This is a genomic window from Synechococcus sp. WC10meta, from assembly GCF_047461475.1.
On sequence record NZ_JANSHF010000012.1, the window covers coordinates 14,518 to 40,153 of the forward strand.

Below are 25,636 nucleotides of genomic sequence, written 5' to 3' on the forward strand. Positions count from 1 at the left end.
GGCTGGCAGGAGAGGCTCATCCTGGAAACTCACTAGGGGATCTATTGAAACTCAAGGCAAGAGCATGGCTTCCTTAAAACGACGGCGGCAATTTTGGCTTGTCAGCTGGATTGCGCTGCTGGCTGGCTTGATGGGATCCCTGCTAGCTGGGGTACAAGCGCAGCAGGATCTCACCCCGACCCAGCTGGCGCAGGCTCAGTACGTGCGCAGTTGCGGCACCTGCCACGTGGCGCTGCCCGCTCAGGTGTTGCCCACCGAAACCTGGCAACGGCTGCTGCAGGATCCCAACCACTACGGCCAGCAGATCCAGCCCTTGACCGGTGTGACTTTCCAACTGGCTTGGGGCTATTTACGGCCCAACTCTCGTCCGCTGCGGCAGGGGGAGCCAGTGCCCTATCGTCTAGCCGAGTCTCGCTACTTCCGGGCTTTGCACCTGCAGGTGGACTTTCCTACCCCAGTGCGAGTAAGTGGCTGTGTGGATTGTCACCCCAAGGTCGAGGCGGGGGATTTCGCCACCCTCTCGCCAAACTGGCAATGAGTATGCAGGTAGACATAACCGCCATTGTGGCCGGCTATGCCCAGGGCTACTTTCTCATGGCCGATGAAGAGACGGGATCCCTGGGGTGGTATGGCTGTAGGCAGCATGCGCTAATCCCTCTGGACGAGCGGTTTCACTGTCCGCGCTCCCTGAGGCCCCTAGTGCGCAGCGGTCGCTTTCAGGTGCGCATCAACAGCGCTTTTGAGCAGGTGGTGGAGGGCTGCGCTGCTCGACCAAAAACCTGGATTAGCTCGGAGTTAAAGCAGATTTACCTAGCTCTGCACCAAGCGGGGTTTGCTCACAGCTTTGAGACCTGGCAGGGAGAAGTTCTCGCAGGCGGGATCCTGGGCATTACCTTGGGGGCGGCTTTCATTGGCGAGTCGATGTTTTACCGCATTCCCAATGGCTCCAAAGTGGCGCTGGTGAAGTTGGTGGAACACCTGCGGGAGCGGGGCTTTCGCCTTTTTGACGCCCAGCTAATGAACCCGCACCTGGCCCGCTTTGGGGCTTTTCTCGTGGATGGCCAAGAGTACCGAAAGCTGTTGCAGCAGTGCCTAGGGATCCCTTGCCGGTTTGACTGATGAGCTGGTGGCCGCAGGTGTATTAACGGGGGCAGCTTGAGCTAGGTTAGAGGTATCGGCCCGCGTTTCCGACATCCCAATGTCCCAGCCTTCGCCGGTTAGCTCCTCGCAGAGCGAGAAGGGATCCTCGCCCAGCTATGTTCGCCTGGCCATGCGCAACATGGTGCGCAAAGGCAGAACCTCTCTCCTGCACTTCAGCTTGACCACGGTGGGGCTAGTGGCTGTGCTGGTGGGTCTGGCCTACCTGTTTCGCTAAGCTCAACGGCGTGGAGGGTGAGCTCAAGGTACCCGCCGCCCTTTGGACTTTGGCCTATGCAAACCTCGCTAGATTGCGCTTCTACCCGTTCCACCATTCGGCTGCTGTTGTTTGCCCAAGGCCGAGCCAACGTCGAAGAACTGGCAGAGCAACTCCGTCGGCACATCCAGAGCTTACCTGGCCAATACCCTGCCCATCTAAAAGTGGTGCCGCTAGAAGAGCACCCCTACCTGGCGGAGCACTACAAGCTGGTGGTGACCCCCGCTTTGGTGAAGGCAGAGCCCTTGCCAGCCCAGGTTTTGGCGGGGGAGGACTTGGCGACGCAACTGGAAGTGTGGTGGCCTCGCTGGCAGGGTCAGGCGGCTCTTGCCTCCCACCAACAAAAGGAGGGTCAGGATCCCACCCCTCCTCCCATCACCGAGGCGCTGCTCCAGCTGTCAGAGGAGGTGTTCTTGCTGCGGCAAGAGCGAGCCCAATTGCGGGAACAGCTGGATTTTAAAGACCGCGTTCTGGCGATGCTGGTTCACGATTTGCGCAGCCCCCTGACGGCTACAGCTCTAGCGGTGGAAACCCTGCAGCAAGCGCGCGAGGGATCCCTGGACAAGGCTCTGGAGCGGCAACTGTTCGAGCACGCCCGCCAGCAGTTGCGCAAGATGGACAGCATGATCACCGACATTCTTGAATCGGCCCGCGGCAGCGCTTCGGAGCTGAGGATCCGGGCGGTAGAAACCCAACTGGCTAGCCTATGCCAGCCGCTTATTGAGGAGCTGCAGCCCCGTATCCAGGCCAAGCAGTTGCAGTTTCAAGTCGATATTCCCCTGGATCTGCCCACGGTTCACGTGGATCCCGACAAAATCCGCCAGGTGATCTTTAACCTCCTGGACAACGCCATCAAGTACACCCCTGCCGGGGGATCTATTCGCCTTGCCATCCTTCACCGCACCAGTCAAAAGATCCAAGTGACTGTCAGCGATACTGGCCCTGGGATCCCTGAAGCTGAGCAAGAGAAGATCTTCTCCGAGGCTGTGCGCCTAGAGCGCGATCAGCAGCAGGAGGGCTACGGCATTGGCCTTTCCCTCTGCCGTCGCATCGTGCGTGCCCACTACGGCCAGATTTGGGTGGAATCTATCCCAGGTAAGGGCAGCAGTTTTCATTTCACCCTGCCGGTCTATCGCCTCAGTGGGCACTAGCTGGCCTCCGCTAAAAATTGGTCAAAACCAGGGCGGCCGCACGAGGAGTACCGTGTGATGGTGTGAATAAAGCCGTTATCGGCTTCAGTACCCGCCTGGATACCGAAACCTACGGGCAACTGGGGGCGAGGTTGTGGCCTAGCGTCCTGGGTCAGGGATGGCTGTCGATGCCGATTACTTGCTGCTGCCTGGTGGGGACAACTAAACTGGTGCCGGCGTTGCTCCCTGGATATGACCCGCTTCCTGCACAGCGCTGAGCCGAAAGTGCCCCCCCGGGCAAGCTGGAAACAGCGCCTGCAGCAAATCTTGTCGCCTTGGCAGGAGTTTGACGGCATTTTGCTAGCTACGGTGCTGACCTTGACGGGCATCGGCATCATTGCCATCCGCAGCGCGGTCTGGGGGCGCCCCGTCAGCCATTACTGGCTGCAGCAGTTGATCATGGCTGGCATCGGCCTGGTGCTCTTGGGGATGGTGGCCCGGATCCCCTATGAGCGGTTGTTGCGCTGGCACTGGTTGACCTACTTCCTAAGCTTGGCGGGCTTGATTGCGGTGCTTTTTTTCGGCAAAGCAGCAGGGGGAGCCGAGCGGTGGATCTCCATTGCCGGCGTTCAGGTGCAACCGTCCGAGTTTGCCAAGGTGGGGGTCATTATTACCCTGGCGGCCATTTTGCATCACTGGCCAATCAGGTACTTCAGCCAGATTTGGGTAGCTGTTGCCGTCCTCGCCCCTCCTTGGATTTTGATCTTTCTTCAGCCCAATTTGGGTACGGCCCTGGTGTTTGTGGCTATCTTGCTAGCCATGCTCTACTGGGCTGGAGCCAAGGGCAGTTGGATCCTCTTGCTGGTGTCGCCAGGGGTGGGAGCCATTCTCTACGGCCTGCACACCCGCCCCGAGCTGAGTTGGATGATCTGGGTTTGGTTACTCTGGTGTCTGGGCATGGCAAGCCTAGCCGCTTGGAAGCTGCCTTGGCGGTGGACAGGAGCAGTGACCTTTGGTGTTATTAACCTGCTCTCGGGGCAGATAGGCCAGGTGGCCTGGAACCTCCTCAAGCCCTACCAGCGGCGGCGGCTGGAGATCTTCCTCGACCCCACCCAAGAGCCCTGGGGATCTGGCTACCACCTCATCCAGTCTCGCATTGCCATTGGCGCTGGCGGGCTCTGGGGCCGCGGCCTCCACCAGGGCACCCAAACCCAACTGGACTTCATCCCCGAGCAACACACCGACTTCATTTTCTCCGCCATCGGGGAAGAGATGGGCTTTGTCGGCACCTTGACGGTGTTGATCCTGCTTTGGATTCTGTGTGCACGGCTAATTTGGATTGCCCAAGGAGCTAAGGACAACTTCGGGTCTCTGATCGCCATTGGGGTGCTGGCGATGATCCTCTTTCAGGCAGTGATCAACATCGGCATGACCGTTGGCCTAGCTCCCATTACGGGGTTGCCTTTGCCTTTTTTGAGCTATGGCCGCTCGGCTTTGCTAGCCAACTTTCTGGCCATTGGCCTGGTGGAATCGGTGGTTCTGCACCGCCAACCCCCTAGCCTTTTCAGGAAAAAGTAACCTAGCCGTCGCGAGGGAGGACAAAGCCCCAGTAAGCTGCTGCCAACACTAAGATGGGGACAGCAAATCCTAGAAGCTGAGCTGCCCATGCCCAATCTGGATCCCGCCCTGTACTTCGATCACAGCGCCACTACCCCGCCGCGTCCGGAGGTGATCGAGGCCATGCGGCTGGCGATGCAGGAAAGTTGGGGCAACCCCTCCAGCTTGCACGGGTGGGGAGAACGGGCTGCCATGGCCATGGAACGGGCGCGGCAGCAGGTGGCTGGGCTGCTCAACTGTGAGCCGGAGGCATTGGTGTTTACTTCCGGCGGGACGGAGTCTAACAACTTGGCCTTATTTGGGGTGGCGCAGCGCTACTCCCAGCCGCAGCACCTAATCATCTCCAGCGTTGAGCATGCCTCGGTGGAGAATGCCGCCCGCCGCTTGCAGGCCCAGGGCTGGCAGGTGACCCGCCTGCCGGTAAATGCTGCCGGCCAGGTGGATCCCCAAGCGTTGCTCCAGGCACTCCAGCCCAACACCGTTTTGGTCTCCGTTGTCCATGGTCAGAACGAGGTGGGATCCCTGCAGCCCATTGCCGAGCTGGGGCAGATCTGCCGCCAAGCGGGGGTCCTGTTCCACACCGACGCGGTGCAGACGGTGGGGCGGATCCCCTTGGATCTGGCGCAGCTGCCGGTGGATCTGCTCTCCCTTTCTGGGCACAAGCTCTATGGCCCTCAAGGGGTGGGAGCGCTCTATGTCCGGCCAGGAGTAGAGCTGCAGCCGCTGCTAGGGGGGGGCGGGCAAGAACGGCGGCTGCGGCCCGGCACCCAAGGGATCCCTGCCATTGTCGGTCTAGGGGTGGCGGCGGCCCTGGCAGCCCAAGAGCTGCAGCAGGAGACGGCCCGCCTGCGACAGCTGCAACGGCACTTGGCACAATTACTAGCTGCCGTGCCCAGTTTGCGGCTAACTGGCCCTGCGGAGCTGGAGCAACGACTGCCCCACCACCTCAGTTACTGCACTACCGCGATTTCGGGGAACGTGCTGGTGCGGGAGATGAGCCGCCAGGGGATCGCTATCAGTGCCGGCTCTGCCTGCAGCAGCGGCCAACAGATCCCTAGCCGCATTCTCCTAGCCATGGGCTATTCTGAAGCCGAGGCCCTCGGGTCTATTCGCCTTAGCCTTGGCAGAGCCACCACTCAAGCAGCAGTTGAGCAAGTGGCCCAATCGCTGCGGGCGGTGCTCCTTTCTGTTTCCGAGCCAGCTCCCCAACCCCTTCCTGAATTGGCGGCTAGGTTAAGGTGATAGAGAGTTACAAGACTGGTCGCCATGGCTGAGATGAGTCCCTATCAAGTGCTGGGGGTCAGTGAAGAAGCCTCTTTTGAGGAGATCCAGTCGGCGCGAGCACGGCTCCTGGCCAGCTTGGCTGCCGATGAAGAGCAGCAGGAGCGGGTGGAACAAGCCTACGACGCCATTCTGATGCAGCGCCTGCGCCTGCGCAAAGAGGGCAAGATCCCTGTCCCGGATCGCATTCGCTACGCTGAACAGCGCACTGCTCCTCCTGAGCCAGCGTTGAATTTACCCCGCCCCGTCCAGAAGAGTCGCTGGCTGGACACTCCTTCGGTAGCCGCTGTCCTTTGGCCGGCAGCGATTTTGGGAGGGTTGTTGGGTTGGGTTGTCCTCTCCCCTGAAGAGTATCCCTCCCTACAACTAGCGCTGGGGCTGATGACCTCTACCTATTTCCTGTACCGCAAGGAACGCCGCTTCCTTCGCTCTTTCCTCCTAGCGCTGGCAGCCTTGATCCTGGGGCTGGCGTTGGCCTATGCCCTTGCTTTGCCCCTTACTGGCGGCGATGCTCCTGGCATCCTGTTGGTGGGGATGACGTTTGGGTTGATGTGGCTGGTAACCAGCTTTTTGCGCTAGTGCCGCCTAAAGGAGCTCTCATCCCTCACCTTTTTCTAGAAGTGGGGGTTTTCTCATTTGCCAAATCGTCGCTGGCGCGACTGGTAGCTGAGCAGAGCCTGGTGAAAAGCAGCGCGGTCAAAATCTGGCCAAAGGATGGGGGTGAAGTACTGCTCAGTGTAGGCCATCTGCCAGAGCAAGAAGTTACTGAGGCGCATCTCGCCACTGGTGCGGATTAACAAGTCAGGGTCCGAGAGGCCGTTGGTGTAGAGAAACTGGGAGAAAAGGGCCTCGTCGATCTGATCCGGCTGCAGCAGTCCCTGCTGAACCAGGGTGGCAATGGAGCGGCAAGCCTCCAGAATCTCTTGCCTTCCTCCGTAGTTGAGAGCCACCGTCAAGCAAAGGCTCTCGTTGTGCTGGGTACACTCCACTGCCTGCCCAATGGCCTCCTGCAAAGAGGGGGGCAGGGCTGATAGCTGGCCAGCAAACTGGAGGCGCACCCCTTGCTCCATCATTTCCTCGAGCTCTTGCCACAGCACCTGCTCAAACAAGGTCATGAGAAAATCCACCTCTTCGCGGGCGCGGCCCCAGTTCTCGGTGGAGAAGGCGTAGACGGTCAGAAGGGGGATCCCCCAGTCGTGGCAGCAGCGAACCAGCTCCTTCAAGGCCGCCACCCCCCGCTGATGGCCGACGCTGCGAGGAAGCCCTCGCTTTTGCGCCCACCGCCCGTTGCCATCCATCACCACGGCCACGTGGCGGGGTAACAACTGCGGATCGAGATCGGCAGGCAACTGCAGAAGATGAGCAGGAGAAAGGGTCATGGAGGTTATCCTTTGGGAAGCGTTTTCTTAGGTTTGCGAAAGCGTTTTGCCAGTTCAATCAGGGATCTCCCCCAGCCCAACAGTCCGTTACAAACCCAAGGGTGGATCCCCAGTTTCCCCAGAGGAGCCTCTCGTTTTTTGGCTTGGCGGGAATGGCGCAGCCGCTCCAGCAGCAGCTCCTGTAACCTGGCACTGGTCAGGGGGCGCTCGATGCGTCCACCCTCTGCTAGAGAAATGGAGCCAGTTTCCTCTGAAACCACGATACACAAGCAATTGGCTTGCTCGGTAATCCCCATGGCGGCGCGGTGTCGTGTGCCCAGGTGCCTCCCAGCAGGCCGCTCCGAGACTGGCAGGATTACCCCTGCTGCCCGAATGCGATCCCGATGGATAAGAACTGCCCCGTCGTGGAGCAAGGTCGAGGTCTGAAAAATCGTCTGCAAGAGTTCCCGCGATACTCGTGCCTGAAGGGAGACCCCCTTGTCCGTAAACACCCGCGAGTCAATGGGCTGATCCGGCTCAATCACAATCAGAGCCCCCGTTCGACTTTGGGAGAGCTCCCGCACCGCTTGCACCACCTCCTCCACCAAGCCCTCCTCAGAATCTTCCTCCTCCTCGTCTGGCGAATCTGACCACTCCAGGGGAATGGTCTTTGCCAACTGCTCCAAGAGCTGCCGAAGCTCCGGCTGAAAGAGCACCCCCATGGCCACGGCCGCAGCCAGGAGCAGGCGATCCAAGATGAGGTGCACCAGCGGCAGCGAGGCTGAGGCCAGGTAAAGTACCAACAGTACCGTAAATCCCCGCAGTAGGACACCAGCCCGGCTCTTGCGGGTGGAATAGAGGGCCAAAGCCAAGAGCAGGACAGCCAGAGCCCCGTCCAAGAGGCTGAGAGGGTTAAATTGCTGTAGCCAAGCCCATAAGGCCGCCCGCATGCCGAAAAACCCCGTTCACGCTCCCCTCGTGCTCCAGACCTTCTGCCTGCGCTGTCCTGCAGTGAGAATCTTGCTGGACTTTGGTTCCCTGACCAGCCTACCATTGCTCTCCTCCCTGGCCTCCAGCTCTTCCCTGTTGAGACCAGCGGGCTAGATCCCCCTTGGCAGGTTGGGGCAGCCCCCTAGCGCCGTAACTGCTCTGGTAGGATATCCAGACGGATTAAATCGGCATAAGTTTCCCGCCGCAGGATTAACTGGGCCTTCCCTTGGTTAACCAGCACCGCTGCTGGCCGAGGAAAGCGGTTGTAGTTGGAGGCCATGCTGTAGTTGTAGGCCCCAGTGGCCAACACAACTAGGACTTCGCCGGGCGCTGGGTTGGGCAAAAGCACATCTTTCAAGAGCACATCTCCCGACTCGCAGTGTTTGCCGGCCACTGTCACCCGCTGGGTGGCCTCGGCCTCGGGGCGGTTGGCCAAGAGGGCGGTGTAGCGGGCCCCGTAGGTGATAGGCCGAGGGTTGTCAGACATGCCGCCGTCGATGGTGACATAGAGGCGGCCTTCGGGAAGGTCGTCGCTGGGCGGGATCCACTTCTTGCCCCCCAAGGTATAGGCGGTTACCGCCGCTGGCCCAACCACAGAGCGCCCAGGCTCGCAGAGCACCTTGGGCAGTGGGATCCCGGCGGCGGTGAAACTCTGCTGCACTGCCGTGGCCACCGCTTCCACCCACTCGGAGATAGACGGGGGATCGTCGGACTCGACGTAGCGGATCCCCAGGCCGCCGCCCACATTGAGCTCCTGAAGGGGCAGACCTCTGTCTAGCCCTTGCTGCCAAATGCGGGCCAGCACTCCTGCCAGATCCCGGTGTCCTTGCAGGTCAAAAATCTGAGACCCAATGTGGGCGTGGAGCCCGACGCAGTGCAGTTGGGGATGGGCTGCCAGAAAATCAAACACCTCCGGCAGTTGCCATTGGCCAATGCCGAATTTGCTGTCGGTTTGGCCGGTGCGGATGTACTCGTGAGTGTGGACGTCAATACCAGGGTTAACCCGCACCAACAGACGGGCCGGCCGGTCAGGGGTGGCCAGAGCGGCCAGCTGCTGCAGCTCGTGGAGGCTATCTGCCACCAGAGTGCAGCCTACCTCAAGGGCCATGGCTAGCTCCTCTGCCGACTTGGCGTTGCCGTGCAGGTAGAGATCTTCCCCCTTGGCCCCTGCTTGCAGGGCGGTGTACAGCTCGCCGCCAGAGGCCACGTCCAGACCTAGCCCTTCTTGCAGCGCCAAGGCGCAGATGGCCAGGCAGCTCCAGGCTTTGGTGGCATACAACACCCGATAGCTGCCGGCGTAGCAGCGGGCCCAGCTGTCGCGATAGAGACGGCAGGCCTGCCGCAGGGTCCATTCGTCCAGGATGTAGAGGGGGGAGCCAAACTGGCGCACGAGCTCCACCACGTCACAGCCGCCAATTTCCAGGTGGCCCTGGCTATTGACGCGGCTGGTTAACGGCTGCAGCGACTGGTTGGGAGAAACCACAGAAGGGGGCGTGCCGAGGGTTGAAACCATAGTTGCCAGCTAAAAGACTGTCTTCCACCCTACCAAGTTTTCTCTCCAGTTTGGCCTCGGGGAGATCCCCTCTACCCCCCTGGGCAGAGATTGCTCCTGGGCATTAGTCTCTTTTTTCTGCTACCATGGAGGACCAGCGTCTATGGGTCGATGCCCGAGTGGTTAAAGGGGGCGGACTGTAAATCCGCTGGCTTACGCCTACGTTGGTTCGAATCCAACTCGGCCCACCATGCCGCCCACGTAGCTCAGTGGCAGAGCACCCCCTTGGTAAGGGGGAGGTCACGAGTTCAATCCTCGTCGTGGGCTTAGGCGCAAGCCCCAAGTTCTGCGGCTTGGGGTTTCTCTTCCCCAGGCTTGGCAATCTCGCCGCTGAGGGAAAAGGCCCGCGTGGCGGTGATGCGCACTGGCACCAGGGATCCCAGCAGTTGTTCAGGATCGCCGTCGAAGAAAACGATGCGGTTGCCGCGGGTACGTCCCATAGCTTGGCGAGGATTTTTGGGGTTGGGGCCCTCCACCAGCACCTCCTGCACCTGGCCCAGCAGGCGAGCGCTGCGGGCGGCAGCCACCTCGGCTACCAGGCGGTTGAGTCGTTGCAGGCGATCGCTTTTTTCCTCTTCCGGCACTTGGTCGGGCCACTCGGCTGCTGGCGTGCCAGGGCGGGGGGAGTAGGCAGCGGTATTGAGGAAATCGAAGCCGATATCCTTCACCAGTTGCAGGGTTTCCTGGAACTGGGCCTCTGTTTCGCCGGGGAAGCCAACGATGGCATCGGCGCTAATGGTGGCTTCAGGTATGTACTGGCGGATGAGCTGGATGAGCTGGCGGTAGCGCTCCTGGGTATAGCCGCGCCGCATCCGCCTGAGGACTTCGTCGCTGCCGGCCTGGAAGGGAATGTGGAAGTGCTCGCACACCTTAGGCAGCTCGGCACAGGTGGCAATGAGCTCTTCCGTGAAGTAGCGCGGGTGGCTGGTGGCAAAGCGGATCCGCTCGATCCCTTCCACTGAGTGGACAAAGCGCAGCAAGCTGGCCAAGTTGGTCTTGGGATCCAGATCCCGCCCGTAGGCGTCGATGTTTTGCCCCAGTAGGGTTACCTCGCGGTAGCCAGCTCGGGCTACGTCCTCCATCTCGGCGCGGATGGCCTGGGGTTGGCGCGATTGCTCCCGTCCCCGCACCAGCGGCACAATGCAGTAGGTGCAGCGCTCGTTGCAGCCGTAGATAACGTTAATCCAGGCTGTTACCCGGCTGTCGCGGCGGGGTTTGGTGATGTCTTCTGGGATCTCGACGGGCTCAGTGGCCACCACTTGGTTGCCGGCCTCCACCTGGGCCAGCAGATCCCCAAGGCGGTTGACGTACTGAGGGCCCATGACTAGATCGAGCTCGGGGACGCGGCGCAGCAGCCGCTCTCCCTCCTGCTGGGCCACGCAGCCGGCCACGATGAGCTTGATAGCGGGGTTTTTCCGCTTGCGCTGCGCCTGGATGCCCAGGTAGGAATACACCTTTTGCTCAGCGTTGTCGCGGATGGTGCAAGTATTAAAGAGAACCAAGTCCGCCTGCAGCGCGTCTTCGGCGCGCACATACCCCAGCGACTCCAGGATCCCGGCCATGCGCTCGCTGTCAGCCCGGTTCATTTGACAGCCGAAGGTGATGATGGAGTAGGTGGGAGCAGCCATGGGAAGACCAGAAGACAGGGCAAGCAATCTCTACCTTTGAGCTTAGCGGATCCTGGTGGGGCAGTAGCGGCAACTCCAAGGGTTCCCTCGACCCCTTGGAGCGGCCCAAGCTGGGGCTGGCTTTGCCAAAGCAGTGCTCCCCAGGGGACTAGCCGCCGAGCCTCAGTCCGGCATGAGGGCGTGAACCTGCTTGCTGCCGTTGGGGTAGAGCAGGGCGCGCTTAGGGCCGTGGATGGGATCCTCGACAATGATGGTCTCGTCGCGGCTGGCCCCCAGCGAGACAATGGCAATCGGCACCTGCATCAACTGGGCCAAAAACTTCAGGTAGTCGTAGGCTTCGGGGGGCAAGTCCTCAACGGAGCGGCAGCCTTTGGTGGAGCACCTCCAGCCGGGCAGGGTTTTGTAGATGGGTTTGCACTGGGCAAAGACCCGAGCGTCACTGGGAAAGTGGTGGATCTCACGGCCCTGGTACTCGTAGGCTACACACACCTTGATCTCGTCTAGAGCATCCAGGACATCCAGCTTGGTGATGGCCAGGCAGTCGAGGCCGTTGATGCGCACAGCGTAGCGCCCGATGACGCCATCAAACCACCCACAGCGCCGCTGCCGCCCGGTAGTGGTGCCGACTTCGCCGCCGGCAGATTGCAAATAGGCGCCAATCTCGTCTTTCAGTTCGGTGGGGAAGGGGCCTTCGCCGACGCGGGTGGTGTAAGCCTTGGCTACCCCGATCACCCGGTCGATGCTGGTGGGGCCAACTCCAGCCCCCACGCAGGCGCCGCCGGCAATGGGATGGGAGGAGGTGACGTAGGGGTAGGTGCCATAGTCAATGTCCAGCAGCGTACCCTGCGCCCCTTCAAAGAGGATGTTCTGCCGCTCCTCAATGGCTTGGGTGAGAAGCAGGGCGGCGTCGGTAACATAGGGGCGCAGCCGCTCGGCATAGGCCAGGTATTGCTCGATAATCGGCTCGGGATCTAAGGGGGGCAGGTTGTAGATCTTCTCCAGCAAAACATTCTTGTAGGGAATGGCCCAACTGAGGCGCTCCCGCAGTTGGTCGGGGTACATCAAGTCCACGACGCGGATGCCCATGCGCTCGGCCTTGTCGGCATAGGTGGGGCCAATGCCTCGCCCGGTGGTGCCCAGCTTGTAGATGCCGCGCCGCTCTTCTTCGGCCACGTCGATGAGGCGGTGGTAGGGCAAGGTTACGTGGGCCGTTTCGGCAATGTAGAGGTTGTGGGTGGAGATCCCCAATTGGTGCAGCTGGTCGATCTCGGCCAGCAAGACTTCGGGATCGATCACCGTGCCGCTGGCGATGACACAGCGCTTATCGGGATAGAGAATGCCAGAGGGAATGAGGTGCAACTTAAAGGTCTGGCCCCCCACCACCACGGTGTGGCCGGCGTTGACGCCGCCTTGGTAGCGGACGACCACATGGGCTTTTTCACTGAGGAGGTCGGTAATTTTCCCTTTTCCCTCGTCGCCCCACTGGGCACCAACAACTACAACGTTTGCCAAAGGCTTCTCCCCCAGTCGGTAATGTAAACAGCACAAAAACCCCTCTTCCGGGGCCGCTGCACTAATTTACCCCATTGCTCCGGCTGGTGTTGAGGGCCTTTGACAAAAAGGTTAACAATCGATTAACTTTTTGCTCTCTCAACTCCCCGGCTTGAACAGGCCAATGGCGGTAACCCGGTTAGAGCCCACCGCAAAGGCAAAAGACAGGCCGAGGGCGTCGTAGTTGACATAGTAGCGGTCGTCGCGCAGGTATTCCCGGCTCCCTTTGGGATAGGGCACGACCTCGTTGTAGCCATTTTCCCCGGGGCCGCCGTAGGTGGCAATGACTTCCGAGTAGGTGGAGCCGATGCGGATCCCTTCGCCAGTCATGGCTTCGGGGTGGGTGGTGTAGATGCGGTCGGCAAAAAAGCTATTGAGGACGCCCGGACGGCGGTAGGCAAAGAGGATGTAGTCCTGCAAGTAGAAGATCTTCAGGTCGCTGTTGGGCTGAAAGACGTTGGCCCGTGACTCGGCGGGGATGAGATCCACGTTGCCCAAAAGGTGGGTGTCGACGTTGCGGGTATCCATGCCCAGGACAAAGCGACCGACGCGGCCCTCTTGAACCAGGACGGTGGGGCGGGGCGGGGGGCTGGGCTGGCGGGGGGGTAGGGCCAGGGCCTCTAGAGCGGCCTTTAGCCAAGCGTCCTCATCTCCCTCTACCTTTTGCAGGGGCACCAAGCCCTGGGCTAAGGAGCGTCCATCGCCGGTCTTCCAGGTGGCCACGGCCAGCTCCACCGCTGCGCCAGAAGGAAGGGCAAAGAAGCGGGTCTGGCGCTCGCTGCCTTGGGCGGTCTGTCCCACAATAACGGTGTTGCCGCTAGCTCCCAACTGAGCTGCCAGGAGGGTGGCCCCCTGGCGGGTGTTGCCGTCGACAAGAACGACCAAGGGGATCCCGGCCGCTAGCGGCAGGTTTTCGCTGTTCCAGCGGGTGGACTGACCAAAGCGGTCTTCGGTAACCAGCAGCGGTTGCACGGAGCGAGGCAAAAATAGGCGCGCCACATCCGCTATCACTTGCGGGTCATAGCCCACCGACCCGCGCAGGTCGAGGACAATGCCCTGGCTGTAATCCTGAGTGTAGAGGGCTTGGCGGATCTGCTGGGCAGTGGCAGGGGTGAGCTCCGGCACCGCTAAGTAAACCTGGCGCGGGCCAATCTGACGTGCCTGGAGAGGTGGGCGAGGACGGCTGAGCAGGTCCCTAAAGCTTTGCGGATCCCAGAAGCGATCGGCGGGATCCCCGTATTCGCGCAGGATCTCTCGAATCAGCTCGTACTCGACTTCGATAGGCGGGCGGGGATCCCTGTAGGTGCGGGTCAACAGGCGGCTGTAGAGGTCGTTGTAGTTGACCGCAGCAGCTTGCTTGCCCGCTTGCCAAGACTCGTTGATGAACAACTTCACCAGGTAGCGCAGATCCTGGCCCATTGGCGGGGAAGCGGCCGGTATCCTGGAAGCAGGGGACACCTCTGGGGACGGAGGAACTGGATCGACTCTCGGCTCCTCAACAGAGGGGACGACCGGCACCGGCGGCAAGCCTGGCTGTCCCATCACTTTGCCAGGAAGGGCTCCGCTGAGCGCCACGACCGTGCCCCACACCCGAATTGCCCGCGTAAACCCCTTCATGGTGGCCCGCCCTTGTTTGCAGATGCTGTGAATAGGATAAACCCTGGGCAATCTGCTCCACCCTGTCGGCAGGGCCAAATGCTTGTTTTTTAAGCCATTAAGACACTACCAGTTGTTTCCCCTTTTGCGGATCCCTTAGCTCTCGGCAGACCAAATTTTGCGGATGGGCAGGGTGAAGCCGGGGAGCACGTCTTCTCCCGACAAGGTTTCTGGGTCTTCCACTAGCTCCGGCGCCTGTCCTGCCCGGTAGATCATCACCCGCTTGGCCTTGGGATCCAAAAGCCACCCCAAGCGACAGCCGTTGTCCAAGTACTCCTGCATCTTGGCCTGGGCTTGAACCCAAGAATCGGTGGGCGAGAGGATCTCCACCACAAAGTCAGGACACAGGGGCAAGAATCCCCGGCGGGTCTGGGGATCCAGAGCCTCCCACTTTTCCAGCGGGATCCAGGCCAGGTCAGGAGAGCGGTCGCTGCCTGAGGGCAGAGAAAACCCCGTGGAAGAATCAAAGGTTTTGCCTCGGCCTGATTGGCGATTCCAGAGGGTTAGCTCTGTGGTGATCTCTGCATTCCAGTGGCCAACTTCACCGCCAGTGGGGGACATGATCACCAGCTCTCCTCGGGCAGTGCGCTCTAGCTTTAGCTCAGGATTGGCCGCACATAGCCGGATAAAATCCTCTCGCGTCAGAGTCATCAAGGGGCTGAGATTGAGCGTCAAGGCCGTCATGGCATGAACTGGACATTCCCATGCAAAACTGGATTCCAGAATAACCCCCTGCTGAAGGGCAATAGGAAGCAATTGGGAGCCCTGGCTCTAAGTTTATAAAGTCTCAGTCTGGTTTGGCTCTGATTCAACGTTTTCCAGGTCTTGAGAGTAGGGGAGAGAGTCTTGCTCTGGGCAATTTCCTGCTCGAAGTGTGTCCGGGCTTGAGGATGGATCCCTGCTGCGATGGCTTGCTGCAATACCTGACGACGCACCTCTTCAGTGTGCCTGTCAAGCACCATTTTCAGAGCACAAAACCGGTTGATGGCAAGCTCGTTGAAGTGGGCCAGCGCTGCTTCGGCAAGGGATCCCTCTGCACCCCAACGGAGGTATCGCACCAGGGTATCGGCGACCATGACCTGCACTTCAGTGCCATTGGGCAGTTGACCGACAACATTGCCTGCAAATACGGCGGGTGTTAGCGGATTGGGATCCCTGGCTGAGACTTCAGCCAGAGCATAGTTTTCGGCAACAACGACTGCGCCGGTTTACACCGGGCATAGGTCGAAGAGCTGGCATTCCAAAATCTCCTGGAAGGGGTTACTCTGCTCTCTAGGACAGCCAGTAGCAGTAGCCCAGCCTGCCCACCCAAGCCCCTAGGAATTCGCCTCTGGGCTAGCGAGTAAATCGGCCTTCTGGAGAAGGTAGCGCACCTCTGCTTGCAGCTCCGGCCACTTGTAGGTAAGCAAATTGGGCTTGGGGATAAACAGCAGCTGATAGCCGGGCTTTAGCTGGGGACAGAGAAGCCGTATGGCCTCCCGTAAGCGACGTCGCAGCCGATTTCGCCGTACCGCCGACTTGTCTACCTTTTTGCTAACCGCCAGCCCCACCTGGCTAGGGATCCCTTCACCTCCTGCCGGCATTGGCTGAAACAGCAGGGTCAAGCCCGCCGTGGAACGCCGCTGACCTGCCTGGTAAAGTGCCTGAAATGCCCGCCGATCCCGCAAGCGATAAGGAGCAGGTAGCATGGTGGCGGCTCCCAGATCCCACCCCAAGTTAACACTTGCTTGTGCCTCTAGCAGGGGAGTTGGGTGCCTCAGCAAGCAGCCAGGCGATAACGCCCCTTGGCCCGCCGCCGCTTCAAGACTCGCCGCCCACCTGGGGTGCGCATTCTGGCTCGAAACCCAGAAACACGAATGCGTCTGCGATTGGTGCCACGAAGGGTACGCTGAGGCATGGTGAGAAACTAACTCGCAACTTCAACACAGCCCACCGCGGCTGGCGAGGGGGCAATCCAGTTCACCTAAAGACAGTCACTGAGAAGCCATGCTAGCAAACCTATCGGAAAATGGGTAGATTGGAGGCCCCACGCCAAGCAGTTAAATTGGGAATCCCGAGAGTGGAGGCACTGCTTAGCTCTCGGGGTTTGTGGTGTGTCGCTCTGGGTGTGTGGCGTGGATATCTCCCTAGATCAGCTCTGGGATCAGGCTCTGGGCCATCTACAAGTGCAGCTCAGCCGGCCAACCTTTGAGGCTTGGATCAAAACAGCACGGCCTGAGTCGTTGGTGGGCAACCGCCTCACCATCTCCACTCCCAGCGAATGGGCACGAGGCTGGCTGCAGAAGCACTATGCCTCTACCATCACCGAGGTGGTGCAGCGGGTAGCAGGGATCCCTTTGCAGGTAGAGTTTTCCGTTGCTCCCCAAGCCTTGGCTGCGGAAGAGCCTCCTTCGACAGTTGAGAGGCCAAGCTCCTACTGCGCTGGCAGTTTCCCGGATTCTGTTCCTCGGGGGCTGGAGGGGGGCAGCAGCTTACCTATGCGGGCACCAGAGCTCAACCCCAAGTATTCCTTCTCGCGGTTTGTGGTCGGCCCCAACAACCGCATGGCCCATGCTGCAGCCCTGGCCGTGGCTGACAAGCCGGGGCGGGCCTACAACCCTCTGTTTCTCTGCGGTGGCGTAGGGCTAGGCAAAACTCACCTGATGCAGGCAATCGGCCACTACCAGCTAGAGGCCAATCCCCGGGCTAAGGTCTTCTACGTGTCCACCGAGCGCTTTACCAACGATCTCATCGACGCCATCCGGCGAGACAGTATGCAGTCTTTTCGGGAGCAGTACCGAGATGTGGATATTTTGTTGGTGGACGACATCCAATTTATTGAGGGCAAAGAGTACACCCAGGAGGAGTTTTTTCACACCTTTAATACCCTCCATGAATCGGGCAAGCAGATTGTGCTGGCCGCCGACCGCTCCCCTCATCTAATCCCGCGGCTGCAGGAGCGGCTCTGTTCTCGGTTTTCAATGGGCTTGATTGCAGAAATTCAGCCGCCCGACATCGAGACCCGTATGGCCATCCTCAAGAAAAAAGCTGAGTATGAGGGGATGAGCTTGCCGCTGGAGGTCATCGAATATATTGCCACCACCTACACCAGCAACATCCGCGAGCTGGAGGGTGCCCTCATCCGGGCCGTTGCCTACGTCTCCATTTCTGGCTTGCCGATGAGTGTAGAGACGATTCGGCCCATCCTCAACCCTCCCAGCGAACCCAAGGAAATTACTCCCGATATGATTGTTGATGTAGTCTGTGAGGAATTTGGCATCGACCGAGAGAGCTTATTGGGATCTTCCCGCAGGCGGGACGTCAGTCATGCACGTCAAATCGCCATGTTTTTGATGCGCCAACATACCCGTCTCAGCTTGCCCAAAATTGGCGACTACTTTGGTGGAAAAGATCACACCACCGTTCTCTATAGCTGTGAAAAAATTAGTCAGTTGCAGCGGGAAGATTTGCAACTTGAGCGGCAACTGCAAAACCTGTCGCAGCGGCTGCGGATCATGGCCAACAGCCGAAACAAATAGTTTTCGGCCAGGTGGGGCTGGCAGGGAGGGGGGAAGTGGGCAGAGGGCTTTGCTTGGGTGTGTTGCTCCTTGGAGCTGGACTGATGCCCCGGTGGCCAGCCTGGGCCAATTTGACCTCAACCGCCCAGGGAGATACTTTGGGGCTGGAGGGCCAAATCGATAGCCCCGTGTTGCGCCGCTGGCTGCAAGGCCCGCCCAATCTCCTGGAAGAAATCCGCAATACTCCCGCTTTGCCCACCCGTTTGCAGGCGGGTTTTGAGTCGGCTTCTGCGTGGCGAATTGCCTTGCAGGACTTGCGCTTGGGGGATCGCCTCACCCTCAGCGGCGACTATCGCCAATCTTCTGAGAACCCAGTAGTCCGCCAGTACGGCTTAGAGGTGCGCTACTTTCTTGCCCCTATGGGATCCCGCTTCAATCTAGCCCCCCAACTGGGCTACCGCGCCTTGGAATTGGAACAAGAGAACCGCCGCCTCAGGGGTGTGAGCTATGGGGCCTTCGTTGTCTTGTCCCTAGCTCTCCAAGCTGCCGACTTAACCGCCAGCTACACCTGGCTGACCCCTCAGGAGCCAGGAGAAGTCCAGGTCACCCTGGCGGAGCTTACAGCTGCCTACGCTATCAGCCCTTCCTTTCGTCTTGCTGCCCGCTACAGCCTGCGCCACTCCACCCTAGCGCGGGAATCCAGCTTTGGAGTTGGCCTGGAGTGGATCCCTTAGCGGCGCACCGCCTGCACAAAAGCTACCCAGCCAAAACTGAGATAGCGCTCCAACTGCAGCCCTGCTGCTTCCAGGTGCTGGCGCAGCTCATCGGCAGAGAAAAAGCGGAGTCCTGTCGTCTCCAGCCAGCGCTGCACCACCTGCCCCCACCCCTGAACCTGCTGACTGTGCATGGACACCAGGACGCCTCCGGGACGCAAGATGCGAGCCACTTCCTCCAGACAGGGATCCAACGGCACCTCGTTTAAGGTGGCGCCGCTAATTACTGCCCCAAAGGCTCCAGAGGCCAGGGGAAGCTGCTCCGCCCGCGCCCGCACCAGGCTGTAGTGCTGCCATTGGGGCTGGGCTTGTTGGGCTGCCTCTGCCAGCACCCCCGCCGCATTGTCCAGACCAATCACCGTCCGCTGCGGATCCCTGGCTAGGAGGAGGCGGCTCCAGTACCCTCCTGCCGTGCCTAGGTCCAAGACCGGATCTGCCTCTCCCACCAGCTCGGCCAGCAATTGGCCTTCTCGCTCGCTGCCAAAGCTTTCCCCCGACAACAGCGACAGGGCCCAGGGCCGCCAGAGGCGGTCGTAGCCCCAGGCAAAGCCGGGCAGATGGGCAATGGCTTGGGCTGGAGTGAGGGACAGCGCTGGCGAGGTGGCTAGAAAATCCACTGCCCCGGAAGGGAGGATGGGGTAAACCTGGCCACAGCGAGAACAGTAAACCCGATCCACAGCAAATCCTGGCTCCCGCGCTGGCGGCAGGCTCAGCCCTTCCTGACCACAGCTGAGGCAGCGGTAAAGATGAGCTGGCAGAGCAGACGGAAAAGAGCGCATGAGAGAACCCGACTCAAAAGGGCAGTTGCCAGGCCACGACCCCGACAACTACCCCCTTAAGCTAGTCCATTCGGCAGTCAGAGGGGATCCCTAGGCTGTCTTTGGGCTGGGCAAGCCAATCTTCTCGGGAATGGGAACGTACTCTGCCACAATGGCCCGAAACTCGTCCCCATCCAGGGTTTCCCGCTCCACCAAGGTGTCGGCCAGACGATCCAGCAGGGCGCGGTGCTCGAGCAGGATCTGCTTGGCTTTCTGGTAGCAGCTTTCCAGGATTTGCCGCACCTGCCGATCGATCTTAGCCGCCACATCTTCGGAGTACTCGACGCGGTTCATCCAGCCGCCGCCCAAAAAGACTTCGTTGTTGGGTGGATCCCACATCAGCGGCCCCAACTCGGACATCCCAAAGCGGGTCACCATTTGCCGCACCAGGTTGGTGTTTTGCTGCAGGTCGTTGCTGGCCCCCGTCGTCACTTCCGAGTAGCCAAAGACAATCTCCTCCGCTGCCCGACCGCCAAAACCGACCACCACCCGATCCAACAGCCAGGCGCGGCTGTACATGCCGGAGTCAATCTGCTCCTCGTTGGGCAGTTGCTGGGCAAAACCGCCGGCACCCCCAGAACGAGGGATGATGGTCACCTTGTTCAACGGATCCGCATGGGGCAAGAGGGTCATCAACAGGGCGTGGCCGCACTCGTGGTAAGCAATCAGGCGCTTGCTCTTCCCGTCCAACAGCGGCGGCTTGGTCAGGCCGATGGTGATGCGGTCGAAGGCGTCGTCGATGTCCTGGTTGGTGATGGCCTTATGCTGGCGACGGGCCGCCAGGATGGCCGCCTCGTTGAGCAGGTTGGCCAGATCAGCGCCGGCAAAACCAGGGGTACGGCGGGCAATAGCTTCGAGGCTGACCTCTTCCGCCAGCTTCTTGTTGCGGGCGTGCACGCGCAAGATCTCGTAGCGGCCCTTAAAGCTGGGTCGATCCACCGTGATCTGGCGGTCGAAGCGTCCAGGCCGCAGGAGAGCCGCATCCAGCACATCCGGACGGTTGGTTGCGGCAATAACGATGACACCCGAGTTGCCCTCAAACCCATCCATTTCCGTCAGCAACTGGTTAAGGGTTTGCTCGCGCTCGTCGTTGCCGCCACCAATGCCAGCTCCCCGCTGCCGACCCACGGCGTCGATCTCGTCAATGAAGACGATGCAGGGGGCGTTTTCCTTGGCTTTCCTGAAGAGATCTCGCACCCGCGAGGCCCCCACGCCGACGAACATCTCCACAAACTCGGAGCCGGAAAGGCTGAAAAAGGGCACTCCTGCCTCGCCGGCAATCGCCTTGGCCAAGAGGGTCTTCCCCGTCCCCGGGGGCCCCACCAACAACACACCTTTGGGGATCTTTGCCCCCACGGCCGTAAAGCGCTCCGGCTTCTTCAGGAAGGTGACCACCTCCTGCAGCTCCTCTTTGGCCTCATCGATCCCGGCTACGTCGTCGAACGTAACACCAGTTTTGGCTTCCATTTGGAAGCGTGCCCGCGACTTGCCAAAGTTGATGGCCTGCCCAGGGCCACCCACTCCCCCACCTGCCCGGCGCAGGAGTAAGAACAGGCCCCCTAGAAGCATCAGGGGAATCACCAGGTTGCCTAGAATGGCCCAGAAGGCGCTGCCATCGCGGCTAGGCACCACCGTCACCTCGATCCCCTTCTCAGTAAGGCGGTCTACCAGTTGCGGCACAGTCGTAGGCAGTAGGTTGACCCGATAGCGGGTGGAGTGCTGCGTCTGGGGATCAATAGCCGTAACTTCTGCCACCAGGTTGTTGTCTAGAAGGCGCACATCGGTAACGCGCCCCTCCTCGACATAGCGCAAGAAGCGGTCGTAGGTAAGGGCAGAGGCCAAGGCGGCGTGAGCAGGATCTAGGCTAAAGCCCTGCCAGAGACAAAAGCCCAGCACAAGAGCCATCAACCAGCGCTGGGGGGAAAGCAGCTTGTTCATAAGGAAGAAGGACACCCCATCATTAAAAGTCCTTTAACAAACTTAACCTCTTGCTCCTACCAGGCACAACCCCACAGAGGCTAGGGGATCCCGGCGGCAGTAGGTTCCTTTGCCCTAGCGGGCACCGGGGCCGAGAGAGGGAGGCCATAGACACGTCGCCACATAGCGTCAGCTAGAGCGGCCGGCATTAGCCGCATCAGCCCCAGAGCCAACTTGCCGCCTGTAAAAGCAGTGTAGCGGTCGGAAGGATGAGGGTCGGTCATGGCCCGTAGGATCGGCTCTACCACCTTTTCCACTGGCCAGGCCATTCTGTTAAAAGAGCGGGCCAGCTCGGCAGCTTTGCCCAAGATGGCCTTGTAGGGGCCGTTGGGATTGACAACGGCAGCAAAGGTCTCTTCAGCCACGCGGCTAAACTCGGTGGCCACCGGCCCCGGCTCGATCACGATAACCTTGATGCCAAAGGGAGCTACTTCCACCCGCAAGGCATCGCTGAGGGCCTCCACGGCAAACTTGGTGGCGTTGTAGACGCCGCTGAAGGGCATCGAGATCTGGCCAGCCACGGAGCTGAGGTTAAGGATGCGGCCGCTGCCCCGTTCCCGCATTTGGGGCAAGAGGGCGCGGGTAAGGGCGTGCAGGCCAAACACATTGACCTCAAACTGGCGCCGCATCGCCGCCACATCCACCTCTTCCACGGGCCCCATTTGGCCGTAGCCGGCGTTGTTGACCAGGATGTCCACTCGGCCAAAGTGCTCTAGGGCCTTTTGGGCCAGCGCCTCCACCTGGGCGGTATCGGCCATGTCGGTGGGCACTGCCAGCGCCTCTACTCCGTGCTTCTCCACCAAGGTTTTGACCTCTTGCAGCAGCTTCGCGCGGCGGGCCGCTAGCACCAGGCAAGCTCCGCGTTTGGCTGCTTCCAGGGCGACGGCCTTCCCAATGCCGGCAGAGGCCCCCGTAATCAGCACCACCTGATTGGCAAGTGAAGGCATGGCTTTCCTCCCTGCAAACTTTCTCCATCCTAGGGGGACTTCAACCTAGTTGCTGAGGGGGGAAAAGCTGATGCTACGATAGCGAAGCATGCCTTCGGGCGCTACTACGGACGAGTTCAACACCGATCTGTGGTTCGCTCTGCCCCCTTTCTTCGTCCCTCCCCGCTGCCGCCTGTTTCTGAGAGCAACCGACTGAAGATATTTTCCGGCAGTGCCAATCCAGCCCTGGCCCAGGAGGTAGCTCGATATTTGGGCTTGGATCTAGGGCCAATCCTGCGCAAGCGCTTTGCCGATGGCGAGCTGTACATTCAAATCCAGGAGTCAATTCGCGGCGCTGATGTTTACTTAATCCAACCCACCTGCCGCCCAGTCAACGATCACCTCATGGAGCTGTTGGTGATCATTGACGCCTGCCGCCGCGCCTCTGCCCGCCAGATCACTGCCGTTTTGCCCTACTACGGCTACGCCCGCGCCGACCGCAAGACTGCAGGGCGGGAAGCCATCACCGCCAAGCTGGTGGCCAACATGATTACTCAGGCGGGAGCCCACCGGGTGCTGGCCATGGATCTGCACTCGGCCCAGATCCAGGGCTACTTCGACATCCCCCTTGACCACGTCTATGCCCAGCCGGTTCTTCAGGCCTACCTCAAGGAAAAGGGCCTGCTGGAGGAAGACATTGTGGTTGTGTCTCCTGACGTGGGCGGCGTAGCCCGGGCTCGGGCTTTTGCCAAAAAACTCAAGGAAGCTCCGCTAGCCATCATTGACAAGCGCCGCCAGGCCCACAACGATGTGGAGGTCATGAACCTCATCGGCGACGTGCGGGGCAAGATTGCCATCCTTGTGGATGACATGATCGACACGGCGGGCACTATCTCTGAAGGGGCAAAGTTGCTGCGCAAGGCAGGAGCCAAGGCAGTTTACGCCTGTGCCATCCATCCCGTCTTTTCCGATCCCGCTATTGAACGCCTGCGGGGTGGCCTCTTTGAAGAGGTGATTGTCACCAACACCATTCCTGTTCCTCCAGAGAAGCAGTTTCCCGGCCTCACCATCCTTTCGGTGGCCAGTGTCCTAGGGGAAGCCATCTGGCGTATCCACGAAGATAGCTCCGTCAGCAGCATGTTCCACTAACTGAGCTACCTTCGCCTCTACTCTAGCGGCGCCGCAGCACTTCCAGGCGCACTGGGGCAAGTCCTGCGCGGACCATGCCCAGGGCTTCTGCCGCCCGCAAGGAGAGGTCGATGATCCGACCTGGGATAAAGGGGCCGCGATCGTTGATGCGCACCACTGCCTGGCGGCCATTTTTCAGGTTGGTTACCCGCACCTCGGTCCCGAAGGGCAGAGTAGGGTGGGCTGCCGTCATCTCCTGCCGAGTGGGGTGCAGGTCGTACCAGGAGGCGATCCCTTCCTGCACTCGCTCGACCGTGAAAAGGGGACCCTGCTGAGCTGTCCTTTGCGGCGGCTGAGCAGCGGCCTTGGCAGGTAGAGTGGCAAGCTGCGGCAAGGCGGGAGCGGGGAGAGGAGGGGCATCCAGCAACAGCCGGCGCAGCCGATTGGCGGCCAAAAGGGCGGTATCCACTGGGCGTTGGCTATCCACCAGCAGCACGCCCTCGTCAATGCGCAACAGTTCCTGGTCGTTGACCTGAACGGCATAGAGGGGATCCCCGCCTTGGAACTCCGTCCAAGCTAGGGTGATGGTGGTGTCTTTCAAGGATCCCTGCGCCATTTGGTTGAGCTGGGCCACAAGAGAACTGGCCCGGAGCAGCGGCGGCTCCAAGCGAGGGTGGTCGATAAAGGTGACGATGGGCAAGTCCCGCACATAGACGGTTACTGCCTGCCGCCCGTCCATTGCGTAGGAGTAGAGGGTGGCAATGGGTTGAAGAGCAGACTGCCGCTGTTCGCCAATCTTGAGGATAGGCTCTGCAGGTAGCGGGGAGAAACTTGCCTGAGGGGAAAAGTCCTGCAGGTTCAAGGTGCCAAGTTTTGCGGGAAGGGAAGCCTTGGACTGGGGAGCAAAGACCAGATCGGCGGTAGGGGAGAGCGAAGTTGTGTGGGTGGGGGCGGATCCCCTGCGGGCTGACGCTTGGGCCTTTGCCTCACTCAGCAGGCCCATGGGCCAGCTCAAGGCTGTGACACAGAGACAGCTAACCAAGCCCAGCTTGGGGGCAGGAGCCAGTCCCTGTCCGAGCCATTTTTGAGTTCGCATGAGGCCGCGCTCCTCTTCAACTCGTCCAACTTCCAACGCGAGGGTTAAAACAACGGAAGTTAATGTACCATGGATTTTTGAGGTGACGGGTTTGCCCGCCCAGGCGCAAAAGCCCAAGCCCAGTTATCACAAGGCCTTTTGGCATCTTGGACTACCGATCAGCAGGGGTTGACATCGCTCGCGGACGCGCTTTTGTCCAAGGGATTCGGGAGCGCGTTGAGCGGTTTGGTGCAGGTTCCCCAGGAGTTTTGGGGGGCATTGGCGGCTTTGCCGGCTTGTTTGAGTTGCCAAAGGGCTACCTTGCCCCGGTGCTGGTTGCCGCTGCCGATGGAGTGGGGACCAAGCTGGAGATTGCCCAGCAGTGGGGGCAGCACCGCGGCGTCGGCATCGACCTGGTGGCCATGTGTGTCAACGATGTGCTGACGGTGGGAGCCAGGCCGCTGTTTTTCCTGGACTACATTGCCACTGGCAAGCTGGAGCTGGAAGCCCTTTGGCAAGTCATCGATGGCATCTTAGCGGGCTGCCAGGAAGCCGGATGCCAACTGCTGGGAGGGGAGACGGCGGAGATGCCGGGATTTTACCTGCCTGGAAAGTACGACCTGGCAGGATTTTGTGTCGGGATCGTGGACAAGGCAGATATCCTAGACACGGCGCGGGTGCAGTTGGGGGATCGGCTGTGGGCCTTGCCCAGCAGCGGCCTCCACAGCAACGGCTTTAGCCTGGTGCGGCACATTGTGGCCGAGCGGCGCTGGCCTTGGGATTACCAACCCCCTGGCTGGGATCGACCGTTGGCAGAGGTGTTTCTCACCCCCACCCGCATCTATGTCCAGGCAGTGCAGAAACTCCAGGCAGCAGGGGTCAAGCTCCACGGCATGGCCCACATCACCGGCGGCGGCATCCCGGAAAACCTGCCCCGTTGTTTGGCTCCTGACCAGGCGGCGCGGATAGAGCCCCACAGTTGGCAAGTTCCGCCGGAGTTTCTCTGGCTGCAGGAGCAGGGCCAGGTGGAAACCTTGGAGATGTTCAACACCTTCAACTTGGGGGTGGGCTACGTGCTGGTGATCCCTCCTGAGGAGGAGAATCGGGTGAGGTCCTTGCTCCCCGAAGCCTTCCCCATTGGGGAGGTGGTAGCGGCCCGCCCTGGGGAGAGCCGGGTCTTGGGGCTGGAGGAGTGGGGATCCCTAGCGCCTTGAGTCCCCACCAAAAGGGGGATGGGGATCCCCTGTGCTCCTGCTGAGCGTCGC

General features: G+C 60.5%; 25 protein-coding genes and 2 tRNA genes. 14 read left to right on the forward strand and 13 right to left on the reverse strand.

The features are described from left to right. Window positions 1-64 precede the first annotated feature (64 nt). The 7 genes from NW804_RS07495 to NW804_RS07525 all read left to right on the forward strand — a co-directional run bounded on the left by NW804_RS07495 (window position 65) and on the right by NW804_RS07525 (window position 6,021). Window positions 65-538 carry a hypothetical protein gene (locus NW804_RS07495; protein WP_414410504.1) on the forward strand — a complete coding sequence of 158 codons (474 nt, stop codon included), beginning with the start codon at window positions 65-67 and terminating at the stop codon, window positions 536-538. 2 nt (window positions 539-540) lie between these two features. Then, window positions 541-1,119 carry a leucyl/phenylalanyl-tRNA--protein transferase gene (gene aat, locus NW804_RS07500; protein WP_414393747.1) on the forward strand — a complete coding sequence of 193 codons (579 nt, stop codon included), beginning with the start codon at window positions 541-543 and terminating at the stop codon, window positions 1,117-1,119. A 79-nt stretch (window positions 1,120-1,198) separates the two neighbouring features. Further along, on the forward strand, window positions 1,199-1,375 hold the full coding sequence (locus NW804_RS07505; protein WP_414393745.1) for a DUF3285 domain-containing protein: 177 nt from the start codon (window positions 1,199-1,201) through the stop codon (window positions 1,373-1,375). A gap of 56 nt (window positions 1,376-1,431) precedes the next feature. Then, window positions 1,432-2,565, forward strand: coding sequence for a histidine kinase (locus NW804_RS07510; protein ID WP_414393744.1), 1,134 nt, complete (start codon window positions 1,432-1,434; stop codon window positions 2,563-2,565). A gap of 231 nt (window positions 2,566-2,796) precedes the next feature. Then, window positions 2,797-4,122, forward strand: coding sequence for a rod shape-determining protein RodA (gene rodA / locus NW804_RS07515; RefSeq protein ID WP_414423224.1), 1,326 nt, complete (start codon window positions 2,797-2,799; stop codon window positions 4,120-4,122). 87 nt (window positions 4,123-4,209) lie between these two features. Next, on the forward strand, window positions 4,210-5,403 hold the full coding sequence (locus NW804_RS07520; protein ID WP_414405323.1) for a cysteine desulfurase family protein: 1,194 nt from the start codon (window positions 4,210-4,212) through the stop codon (window positions 5,401-5,403). 24 nt (window positions 5,404-5,427) lie between these two features. Then, window positions 5,428-6,021 (forward strand): CPP1-like family protein, encoded by a 594-nt coding sequence (locus NW804_RS07525; RefSeq protein WP_414423225.1) that lies wholly within the window; start codon window positions 5,428-5,430, stop codon window positions 6,019-6,021. 53 nt (window positions 6,022-6,074) lie between these two features. Here the strand turns inward: NW804_RS07525 and NW804_RS07530 are convergent, their stop codons facing one another. The 3 genes from NW804_RS07530 to lysA form a co-directional block, all read right to left on the reverse strand. Beyond that, on the reverse strand, window positions 6,075-6,821 hold the full coding sequence (locus tag NW804_RS07530; protein ID WP_414393735.1) for an isoprenyl transferase: 747 nt from the start codon (window positions 6,819-6,821) through the stop codon (window positions 6,075-6,077). Between the two features lie 5 nt (window positions 6,822-6,826). Further along, window positions 6,827-7,750: a diadenylate cyclase CdaA gene (cdaA, locus tag NW804_RS07535; protein ID WP_414393732.1), complete on the reverse strand. Its 924-nt coding sequence runs from the start codon at window positions 7,748-7,750 to the stop codon at window positions 6,827-6,829. A gap of 182 nt (window positions 7,751-7,932) precedes the next feature. Further along, a complete protein-coding gene (gene lysA / locus NW804_RS07540; RefSeq protein ID WP_414393729.1) occupies window positions 7,933-9,303 on the reverse strand; it encodes a diaminopimelate decarboxylase in 1,371 nt (456 codons plus the stop codon). 144 nt (window positions 9,304-9,447) lie between these two features. Between lysA and NW804_RS07545 the strand changes: the two genes are divergently transcribed. After that, a tRNA-Tyr gene (locus NW804_RS07545) sits at window positions 9,448-9,533 on the forward strand. Window positions 9,534-9,537: 4 nt separating this feature from the next. After that, window positions 9,538-9,609: transfer RNA gene (locus NW804_RS07550), tRNA-Thr, on the forward strand. Here NW804_RS07550 and miaB read toward each other — a convergent pair. The 4 genes from miaB to NW804_RS07570 form a co-directional block, all read right to left on the reverse strand. Then, a complete protein-coding gene (miaB, locus tag NW804_RS07555; RefSeq protein WP_414393726.1) occupies window positions 9,609-10,970 on the reverse strand; it encodes a tRNA (N6-isopentenyl adenosine(37)-C2)-methylthiotransferase MiaB in 1,362 nt (453 codons plus the stop codon). The genes NW804_RS07550 and miaB overlap by 1 nt on opposite strands. A 162-nt stretch (window positions 10,971-11,132) precedes the next feature. Then, on the reverse strand, window positions 11,133-12,482 hold the full coding sequence (locus NW804_RS07560; protein ID WP_414393723.1) for an adenylosuccinate synthase: 1,350 nt from the start codon (window positions 12,480-12,482) through the stop codon (window positions 11,133-11,135). 138 nt (window positions 12,483-12,620) lie between these two features. Next, window positions 12,621-14,138 (reverse strand): S41 family peptidase, encoded by a 1,518-nt coding sequence (locus NW804_RS07565; RefSeq protein ID WP_414410499.1) that lies wholly within the window; start codon window positions 14,136-14,138, stop codon window positions 12,621-12,623. Window positions 14,139-14,273: 135 nt separating this feature from the next. Next, window positions 14,274-14,861 carry a Uma2 family endonuclease gene (locus tag NW804_RS07570; RefSeq protein WP_414401362.1) on the reverse strand — a complete coding sequence of 196 codons (588 nt, stop codon included), beginning with the start codon at window positions 14,859-14,861 and terminating at the stop codon, window positions 14,274-14,276. Between the two features lie 206 nt (window positions 14,862-15,067). Here NW804_RS07570 and NW804_RS07575 point away from each other — a divergent pair, with 206 nt between their 5' ends. Continuing rightward, window positions 15,068-15,319 (forward strand): hypothetical protein, encoded by a 252-nt coding sequence (locus NW804_RS07575; RefSeq protein WP_414423226.1) that lies wholly within the window; start codon window positions 15,068-15,070, stop codon window positions 15,317-15,319. 174 nt (window positions 15,320-15,493) lie between these two features. Here NW804_RS07575 and rnpA read toward each other — a convergent pair whose 3' ends face one another. Both rnpA and rpmH read right to left on the reverse strand, forming a co-directional pair. After that, complete coding sequence (gene rnpA, locus NW804_RS07580) at window positions 15,494-15,865, reverse strand: ribonuclease P protein component (protein WP_414393714.1); 372 nt, start codon at window positions 15,863-15,865, stop codon at window positions 15,494-15,496. Window positions 15,866-15,933: 68 nt separating this feature from the next. Next, window positions 15,934-16,074 (reverse strand): 50S ribosomal protein L34, encoded by a 141-nt coding sequence (gene rpmH / locus NW804_RS07585; protein ID WP_414393711.1) that lies wholly within the window; start codon window positions 16,072-16,074, stop codon window positions 15,934-15,936. 217 nt (window positions 16,075-16,291) lie between these two features. Here rpmH and dnaA point away from each other — a divergent pair, with 217 nt between their 5' ends. Together dnaA and NW804_RS07595 are read left to right on the forward strand one after the other, a co-directional pair. Next, on the forward strand, window positions 16,292-17,695 hold the full coding sequence (gene dnaA / locus NW804_RS07590) for a chromosomal replication initiator protein DnaA (protein ID WP_414405375.1): 1,404 nt from the start codon (window positions 16,292-16,294) through the stop codon (window positions 17,693-17,695). An 83-nt stretch (window positions 17,696-17,778) separates the two neighbouring features. After that, complete coding sequence (locus NW804_RS07595) at window positions 17,779-18,408, forward strand: hypothetical protein (RefSeq protein WP_414411232.1); 630 nt, start codon at window positions 17,779-17,781, stop codon at window positions 18,406-18,408. Here NW804_RS07595 and NW804_RS07600 read toward each other — a convergent pair. The 3 genes from NW804_RS07600 to NW804_RS07610 all read right to left on the reverse strand — a co-directional run bounded on the left by NW804_RS07600 (window position 18,405) and on the right by NW804_RS07610 (window position 22,189). Continuing rightward, on the reverse strand, window positions 18,405-19,226 hold the full coding sequence (locus NW804_RS07600; RefSeq protein WP_414423227.1) for a class I SAM-dependent methyltransferase: 822 nt from the start codon (window positions 19,224-19,226) through the stop codon (window positions 18,405-18,407). The two genes, NW804_RS07595 and NW804_RS07600, sit on opposite strands and share 4 nt — an antisense overlap. A 90-nt stretch (window positions 19,227-19,316) precedes the next feature. Beyond that, window positions 19,317-21,203 (reverse strand): ATP-dependent zinc metalloprotease FtsH, encoded by a 1,887-nt coding sequence (ftsH, locus tag NW804_RS07605; protein ID WP_414410494.1) that lies wholly within the window; start codon window positions 21,201-21,203, stop codon window positions 19,317-19,319. Between the two features lie 80 nt (window positions 21,204-21,283). Beyond that, window positions 21,284-22,189 (reverse strand): SDR family oxidoreductase, encoded by a 906-nt coding sequence (locus NW804_RS07610; protein ID WP_414423228.1) that lies wholly within the window; start codon window positions 22,187-22,189, stop codon window positions 21,284-21,286. A gap of 129 nt (window positions 22,190-22,318) precedes the next feature. On the opposite strand from NW804_RS07610, the gene NW804_RS07615 reads away from it, so the two are divergent. Next, window positions 22,319-23,317: a ribose-phosphate pyrophosphokinase gene (locus NW804_RS07615; protein WP_414393698.1), complete on the forward strand. Its 999-nt coding sequence runs from the start codon at window positions 22,319-22,321 to the stop codon at window positions 23,315-23,317. A 22-nt stretch (window positions 23,318-23,339) separates the two neighbouring features. Here NW804_RS07615 and NW804_RS07620 read toward each other — a convergent pair whose 3' ends face one another. After that, complete coding sequence (locus NW804_RS07620; protein WP_414423229.1) at window positions 23,340-24,392, reverse strand: septal ring lytic transglycosylase RlpA family protein; 1,053 nt, start codon at window positions 24,390-24,392, stop codon at window positions 23,340-23,342. A 146-nt stretch (window positions 24,393-24,538) separates the two neighbouring features. Between NW804_RS07620 and purM the strand changes: the two genes are divergently transcribed. Beyond that, entirely contained in the window at window positions 24,539-25,585 is a 1,047-nt protein-coding gene (gene purM / locus NW804_RS07625) for a phosphoribosylformylglycinamidine cyclo-ligase (RefSeq protein WP_414423230.1), read from the forward strand. Window positions 25,586-25,636 lie beyond the last annotated feature (51 nt).

Excerpts from the sequence above, each read along its gene's own strand:
- NW804_RS07495 (WP_414410504.1), top strand. The coding sequence starts at position 65 with ATGGCTTCCTTAAAACGACGGCGGCAATTTTGGCTTGTCAGCTGGATT.
- ftsH (WP_414410494.1), bottom strand. The coding sequence starts at position 21,203 with ATGAACAAGCTGCTTTCCCCCCAGCGCTGGTTGATGGCTCTTGTGCTG.
- NW804_RS07575 (WP_414423226.1), top strand. The coding sequence starts at position 15,068 with ATGGATCCCTGCTGCGATGGCTTGCTGCAATACCTGACGACGCACCTC.
- rpmH (WP_414393711.1), bottom strand. The coding sequence starts at position 16,074 with ATGCCTCAGCGTACCCTTCGTGGCACCAATCGCAGACGCATTCGTGTT.
- NW804_RS07595 (WP_414411232.1), top strand. The coding sequence starts at position 17,779 with ATGCCCCGGTGGCCAGCCTGGGCCAATTTGACCTCAACCGCCCAGGGA.
- rodA (WP_414423224.1), top strand. The coding sequence starts at position 2,797 with ATGACCCGCTTCCTGCACAGCGCTGAGCCGAAAGTGCCCCCCCGGGCA.
- cdaA (WP_414393732.1), bottom strand. The coding sequence starts at position 7,750 with ATGCGGGCGGCCTTATGGGCTTGGCTACAGCAATTTAACCCTCTCAGC.
- NW804_RS07600 (WP_414423227.1), bottom strand. The coding sequence starts at position 19,226 with ATGCGCTCTTTTCCGTCTGCTCTGCCAGCTCATCTTTACCGCTGCCTC.
- miaB (WP_414393726.1), bottom strand. The coding sequence starts at position 10,970 with ATGGCTGCTCCCACCTACTCCATCATCACCTTCGGCTGTCAAATGAAC.
- NW804_RS07525 (WP_414423225.1), top strand. The coding sequence starts at position 5,428 with ATGGCTGAGATGAGTCCCTATCAAGTGCTGGGGGTCAGTGAAGAAGCC.
- lysA (WP_414393729.1), bottom strand. The coding sequence starts at position 9,303 with ATGGTTTCAACCCTCGGCACGCCCCCTTCTGTGGTTTCTCCCAACCAG.
- rnpA (WP_414393714.1), bottom strand. The coding sequence starts at position 15,865 with ATGCTACCTGCTCCTTATCGCTTGCGGGATCGGCGGGCATTTCAGGCA.
- aat (WP_414393747.1), top strand. The coding sequence starts at position 541 with ATGCAGGTAGACATAACCGCCATTGTGGCCGGCTATGCCCAGGGCTAC.
- NW804_RS07520 (WP_414405323.1), top strand. The coding sequence starts at position 4,210 with ATGCCCAATCTGGATCCCGCCCTGTACTTCGATCACAGCGCCACTACC.
- NW804_RS07505 (WP_414393745.1), top strand. The coding sequence starts at position 1,199 with ATGTCCCAGCCTTCGCCGGTTAGCTCCTCGCAGAGCGAGAAGGGATCC.
- NW804_RS07510 (WP_414393744.1), top strand. The coding sequence starts at position 1,432 with ATGCAAACCTCGCTAGATTGCGCTTCTACCCGTTCCACCATTCGGCTG.
- NW804_RS07620 (WP_414423229.1), bottom strand. The coding sequence starts at position 24,392 with ATGCGAACTCAAAAATGGCTCGGACAGGGACTGGCTCCTGCCCCCAAG.
- NW804_RS07570 (WP_414401362.1), bottom strand. The coding sequence starts at position 14,861 with ATGACGGCCTTGACGCTCAATCTCAGCCCCTTGATGACTCTGACGCGA.
- NW804_RS07530 (WP_414393735.1), bottom strand. The coding sequence starts at position 6,821 with ATGACCCTTTCTCCTGCTCATCTTCTGCAGTTGCCTGCCGATCTCGAT.
- NW804_RS07565 (WP_414410499.1), bottom strand. The coding sequence starts at position 14,138 with ATGAAGGGGTTTACGCGGGCAATTCGGGTGTGGGGCACGGTCGTGGCG.
- NW804_RS07610 (WP_414423228.1), bottom strand. The coding sequence starts at position 22,189 with ATGCCTTCACTTGCCAATCAGGTGGTGCTGATTACGGGGGCCTCTGCC.